8 protein-coding genes are annotated in these 4,374 nt (G+C 34.8%); 3 read left to right on the top strand and 5 right to left on the bottom strand.

The window, feature by feature from the left end; translation table 11 throughout:
- Positions 1–61 precede the first annotated feature (61 nt).
- The gene (locus HE1_RS01130; protein WP_024161399.1) at positions 62–280 is read left to right on the top strand and encodes a hypothetical protein; all 219 of its coding nucleotides are present in this window, start codon (positions 62–64) and stop codon (positions 278–280) included.
- Between the two features lie 381 nt (positions 281–661).
- Here the strand turns inward: HE1_RS01130 and HE1_RS06925 are convergent, their stop codons facing one another.
- Positions 662–829, bottom strand: coding sequence for a hypothetical protein (locus HE1_RS06925; RefSeq protein ID WP_242837165.1), 168 nt, complete (start codon positions 827–829; stop codon positions 662–664).
- Between HE1_RS06925 and HE1_RS07935 the strand changes: the two genes are divergently transcribed.
- Both HE1_RS07935 and HE1_RS06920 read left to right on the top strand, forming a co-directional pair.
- Positions 816–1,019 (top strand): hypothetical protein, encoded by a 204-nt coding sequence (locus HE1_RS07935; RefSeq protein WP_162480119.1) that lies wholly within the window; start codon positions 816–818, stop codon positions 1,017–1,019. The genes HE1_RS06925 and HE1_RS07935 overlap by 14 nt on opposite strands.
- A gap of 16 nt (positions 1,020–1,035) precedes the next feature.
- Positions 1,036–1,173 carry a transposase gene (locus tag HE1_RS06920; RefSeq protein ID WP_084490845.1) on the top strand — a complete coding sequence of 46 codons (138 nt, stop codon included), beginning with the start codon at positions 1,036–1,038 and terminating at the stop codon, positions 1,171–1,173.
- 397 nt (positions 1,174–1,570) lie between these two features.
- On the opposite strand, the gene HE1_RS01125 is transcribed toward HE1_RS06920, so the two are convergent.
- The 4 genes from HE1_RS01125 to HE1_RS01115 all read right to left on the bottom strand — a co-directional run bounded on the left by HE1_RS01125 (position 1,571) and on the right by HE1_RS01115 (position 4,254).
- The gene (locus HE1_RS01125) at positions 1,571–2,269 is read right to left on the bottom strand and encodes a hypothetical protein (RefSeq protein WP_206537205.1); all 699 of its coding nucleotides are present in this window, start codon (positions 2,267–2,269) and stop codon (positions 1,571–1,573) included.
- A 44-nt stretch (positions 2,270–2,313) separates the two neighbouring features.
- Positions 2,314–2,607: a hypothetical protein gene (locus HE1_RS01120; RefSeq protein ID WP_035543782.1), complete on the bottom strand. Its 294-nt coding sequence runs from the start codon at positions 2,605–2,607 to the stop codon at positions 2,314–2,316.
- Positions 2,608–3,569: 962 nt separating this feature from the next.
- Complete coding sequence (locus tag HE1_RS09530; protein ID WP_242837166.1) at positions 3,570–3,677, bottom strand: hypothetical protein; 108 nt, start codon at positions 3,675–3,677, stop codon at positions 3,570–3,572.
- A 364-nt stretch (positions 3,678–4,041) separates the two neighbouring features.
- Positions 4,042–4,254 (bottom strand): hypothetical protein, encoded by a 213-nt coding sequence (locus tag HE1_RS01115; RefSeq protein WP_162480115.1) that lies wholly within the window; start codon positions 4,252–4,254, stop codon positions 4,042–4,044.
- Positions 4,255–4,374 lie beyond the last annotated feature (120 nt).

Below are 4,374 nucleotides of genomic sequence, written 5' to 3'. Positions count from 1 at the left end.
ATATACTCATGCTGAATGAAATAGTTTAAAAGTTTAATTTTATGTGTTAATAATTTTTTTTATGCAAAGATTTCTGAAAGAAGAAGATCGTGTTGCGTTAAGAACGCAGCAGATAGGATTAAGGCAGTTTTGTTATCAGGGTGGAGATCGTCAAATTGCTAAGGCTCTTCTGAATGACGATCAGTTGTCATGTCGGAACTTATCGCGCATTTGGGCCACGACGTATATGAAAGTAAGCGATGTCTGCGCTCATGTTCTTGAACCCTATAGCAGCGCGTAGACGATTTAAGGCAAGACGTCGTGGCTGCACGCCCATAATTTTTCATTTAAAAAGGCAGCCAGCCAAGCAGGAAGCCTTTATTTAACGGTGATGACAATACCGCCGAAGGATGAGCTCATCCTGTTTGGTGATGGCGTGCCCCCCACTATGGCAACGAAAATCACCTGTCAGGCACCCCCATTTCCACGACGACCTACACGCATGAACCTGATGAGAGCCTTGGATTTGACAGGTGGTGTTCCTTAAAAACCTTGAAGACGTTTTTTGATCCGCTGAAAGACGCTTATCTAAGGGCGCCTAACCATTCACCTGATCTTGGATCAAGGCCTCTACAAGTAAAGATACCAAAAAATCAGCAAAAGAAAAGGGGATTGAGGTGCATTATTTGCCCTCCCTTGCCCCAACCTGAACCCCATCGAAGAAGAATATGTGCGCAATAATCGATTGTTCTTCTCTGCCAAAGAGTTTTGCCAGAGTATTTTGCATTTTTTCGACCAAACCTGAGACACCATCGCCATAGATCTTGTCGACCGCAATGACAACTTTCAACGCATTAGTCCAACATTTTCAGTTTGATTTGGTATATCTTTATAGCGCAGTTATCGTTAATGACGGCAGTAATTTTAGTCTAATTTTACCTGATCTCGATACTGAGCATATGAACGTATTTTTATTTGAGCGTGTAAAGGAGTGTCCGTATAATAATTGCGTTGATCATGAGTGGATCAAGATAGAATAAATCCAAGGCTTTAAAAATCCCTGACAATATTACTATTTTTTATCTTCCTTCATATTCACGAGAGCTTAACCCGGTCGAAAGATTGTGGCTCTATATAAAAAACACTATCCTATCGAACAAGATTTACGAACCCCTTGGGGCTGTGAAGCGGTGATTTGCGAGTTTGTGCGCGCGTTAAAAAATACAATTGTAAAAAGTATATGTACCGCTTCGTTTGTCCATTTAGTATCGGAAAATGGTATTAAGTGAGGTGCTTCTTAGCTTTTTTGTAAAGGGGAAAAGATGAAAGAGGCTCTGGAAAAGGCTAGTTAAGAACTTACTTTACTTGCCTCCTGATCTTACCCCCGCTGAACACAAATTGGCCAAAGCGGAGGTATCGAAGAAAAAAGCAAAGTACTATAGAGAAACTCTTTCGTGACTGAAATGTATAACCATTTTGCATTACGTGCGCTATACTGTAAAAAAATCCTAGATTCTTTTTGTAGCACTAAAAATTTCATATATTGTTTTATGAATAGGCGATTAAAATCTCTCTTAATTTACTACTTTTTTTACAAATCCTGAAATTTTTTTGATAAAACTTTTTTCTTTGGTGGATTCTGTTGCGTTTGTTGATTGAATTCTGTTTGTGATTGTGTCTGCAAATTTTGTTGTCCCTTCAAACCTTCTAATATTGGCTGAGTTAATTCTGTTTCCTGAGCTTTTTGTGGTTTTGGCTGTATTTGCAAAACTTGCTGCACTGGCGGAGTTTGTCGTGTGTGCTGAATTTGTTTTTTTTGTAGAGGTTGTTGCACTTCCTGAGCTTGTTGCTTTGATATCTTAGTAACGTATAAACGAAATTCCTCTTGCTTTTTTTGTATTTCTTTACTTGTTATGAACTTTATTTTTTCTTTTACGAACGAATCACTAGGATCTATTTTTGTAACCCCAGTAATTGAAAAAAGCGCTTCAGCGTAAGACTCAAAAGTTAACTTAATATCTGAAAGGATCGTATTATTTTCTGGGGTATTCGATTTTCTCATAACTTTAACAGTGCCACCTAATTCTGTAAAATTTATCCCAGAGAGTTCATCCCTGTATGTTTTATCTAATAAGTCTAATTGTTCTTTTTTATATTTTTCTTTATTGCGCTCTACTATACGTTTGGCTATATATGTTTCATATGCATCTGATCTTTTCATAGCATCAAAAAAAATAGAAACTCCGTGCATCAGCACAGTCTCTACCCCATCACTAGTCCAAAAATTCATTTCGATCATTTTTTTTGCTGTTTGTTCTAAAAACTTTTTAAAATCTAAAATAATTTTTTCATATAATTCTTTTTTTTTGTATAAGTTATTAAAGTTTGTTTATTTTTAACTATGTCTATAAATATTTTACTAAACATGGAAATATTTTTTTTATATTTATTTAGATTTTGATTGTAATCTTTATTATATTCTGTTTTATTAATATAATCATCAGTGAAAGCGTTGTATTTATTTATAATAGGGGTGATTTCCGATTCTAATTCTTTATTCAGTATAGCCTGTGCTGCTGTATTCATAATAGCAAGCACACAAAACATAAAAATAAATTTTTTTAACATTTTTATATATACGTTGTTTTTACATTGATCATTTTATCAAAATAGCGTAAATTTTTTAATAAACAATACTGCATATTAAAAAATACATAACTTATTTTTAAAATATTTTTTTCTTTTTTGCTACTTATACCAAATCCCATCACTATAATAAACAGAGCTACATACATTTGAGGAAGAGAGTATAATAATTTATAATGAAAAATTATAAGGAAAAAGAATAATTTGTGTGTCGAAATTAATAGAAGATAATATTGTTGAATTTGCACCTCAAAGTTTAAAACGGATTGAAAAAGATGCTTTGTTGGGGAGAACATTGCAGAATTGCAGGCTGTAATACTCAGCTAAAAAACATAAGATCAGTAAAATAGCCGACGTATAGGATATCCAGAACTGCATTGATGTCTTGGGTAAAGCACCTGAAAAATAGAGTGGTAGATAAGTTAAAGGCACCAGAGAAACGTAAGAAAAAAGTCGGAATGATACCAAAGAATGCAAGTAATACCAATTCCCATTGATAAATAATCATATAATATGCCTTTTAAGAAAAGGAAAAGTATATCATAGGTGTATAGTGATTTTACACTGCATTTTACAGATTCTATTAATTCTTCTCTTGGATTTATGAAAAGAGGCATTATCTATAATAACACCTTGACCAGGCTTTAGTTCATTGATCAGAAATTTTTTCTAACCCAAGTCCGTTAAACCTCATTGGTACTAGCGGCTTGTTATTAACCAAACCGGAAATACTCTTTGTTCTTTGATAATATTTCCCACTCTTTTGCTAACCAACTTTTCACTGTTTCTGCCCCAGTTTTTGTCTTTGCACATAGCCTATCGATGTCGCTTTCATCAATATCAATATACAAGACTTGGATGCGCTTATTTTTGATCGATTATTAATACTGACTTCGCTTTTCTTTGCTTGTTTTCCCGTAGGAAAAGTCTTTTTTAGCTATAGCCTAATTATTTTTTACTAAAACTGATTGTACCCTAAATTCTTGAGCAGCTTTTTTCAATGTTATATCTTCGTTTTCTTTGACGCGCTCTTTAAGCTTCTCTAAGTCAATCTTTTTTTTGAGCCACCACTTCTCTTAGAGAAAACACCTGCCTTCTTGTCTGCATTTTCTATGCCAATTTTCTATACCGCCTGTCTGTCGCTGATACACTTATTTTAAAATAGTTTCAATGCTTTGATATACCTGCTTCCCTCATCTACCTGCTTCCCTCATCTAAATATTCTATTACTCTTTATCTTAAATCGTTACTGTAGCTCTTTGTCATTCTCCTTTTATTGTAACAAAAAAAATCACACCCAATTCAACCTAAATTATTATAGTGGCGCTTCCGCAAGAAGCGCTTGCTTTATTATCTGTATGGTCAAAATTTATAGCCTGAAAATTGACCGCAGACGCATGGAAATCGCCCCGTGGACTAATAATCTATACTTCCATCTTGACGCGTCCTTCTGATAAGGCCTGCTCCTTGCAAGGAGGCCTCTGCCAGGCATTGGCTGGCAAGACTTTTTACAGGATTTCTTTGATAGACGGCGCAATGCAAAGCGGTGTTTTTTGCAATGTTTATCGCGGGAGTTGTTCCGATAACCTCCCCCCAGAGCCATTCCCCCATAAGTGTTGAAGGTGTCAAAATAAATGTTTAACAGCATTGAAATCCCCTCCTGAAATAATAATTAATGTTTTAATAAAAGATTTCTCTAGATCTCATGTAAATTGAAATAATGGAATTTTGAAGCCATGCAGTTTCTTT

It is taken from the genome of Holospora elegans E1 (assembly GCF_000648275.1).
GTDB lineage: Bacteria > Pseudomonadota > Alphaproteobacteria > Holosporales > Holosporaceae > Holospora > Holospora undulata_A.
The sequence above is the reverse complement of the archived record's forward strand: the minus strand, read 5'-3'. Positions and strand labels throughout refer to the sequence as shown.

What these genes read in the sequence shown, in the direction of transcription:
- HE1_RS07935 (WP_162480119.1), top strand. Translation starts at nt 816, where the DNA reads ATGACAACTTTCAACGCATTAGTCCAACATTTTCAGTTTGATTTGGTA.
- HE1_RS01125 (WP_206537205.1), bottom strand. Translation starts at nt 2,269, where the DNA reads ATGAATTTTTGGACTAGTGATGGGGTAGAGACTGTGCTGATGCACGGA.
- HE1_RS01120 (WP_035543782.1), bottom strand. Translation starts at nt 2,607, where the DNA reads ATGTTAAAAAAATTTATTTTTATGTTTTGTGTGCTTGCTATTATGAAT.
- HE1_RS01130 (WP_024161399.1), top strand. Translation starts at nt 62, where the DNA reads ATGCAAAGATTTCTGAAAGAAGAAGATCGTGTTGCGTTAAGAACGCAG.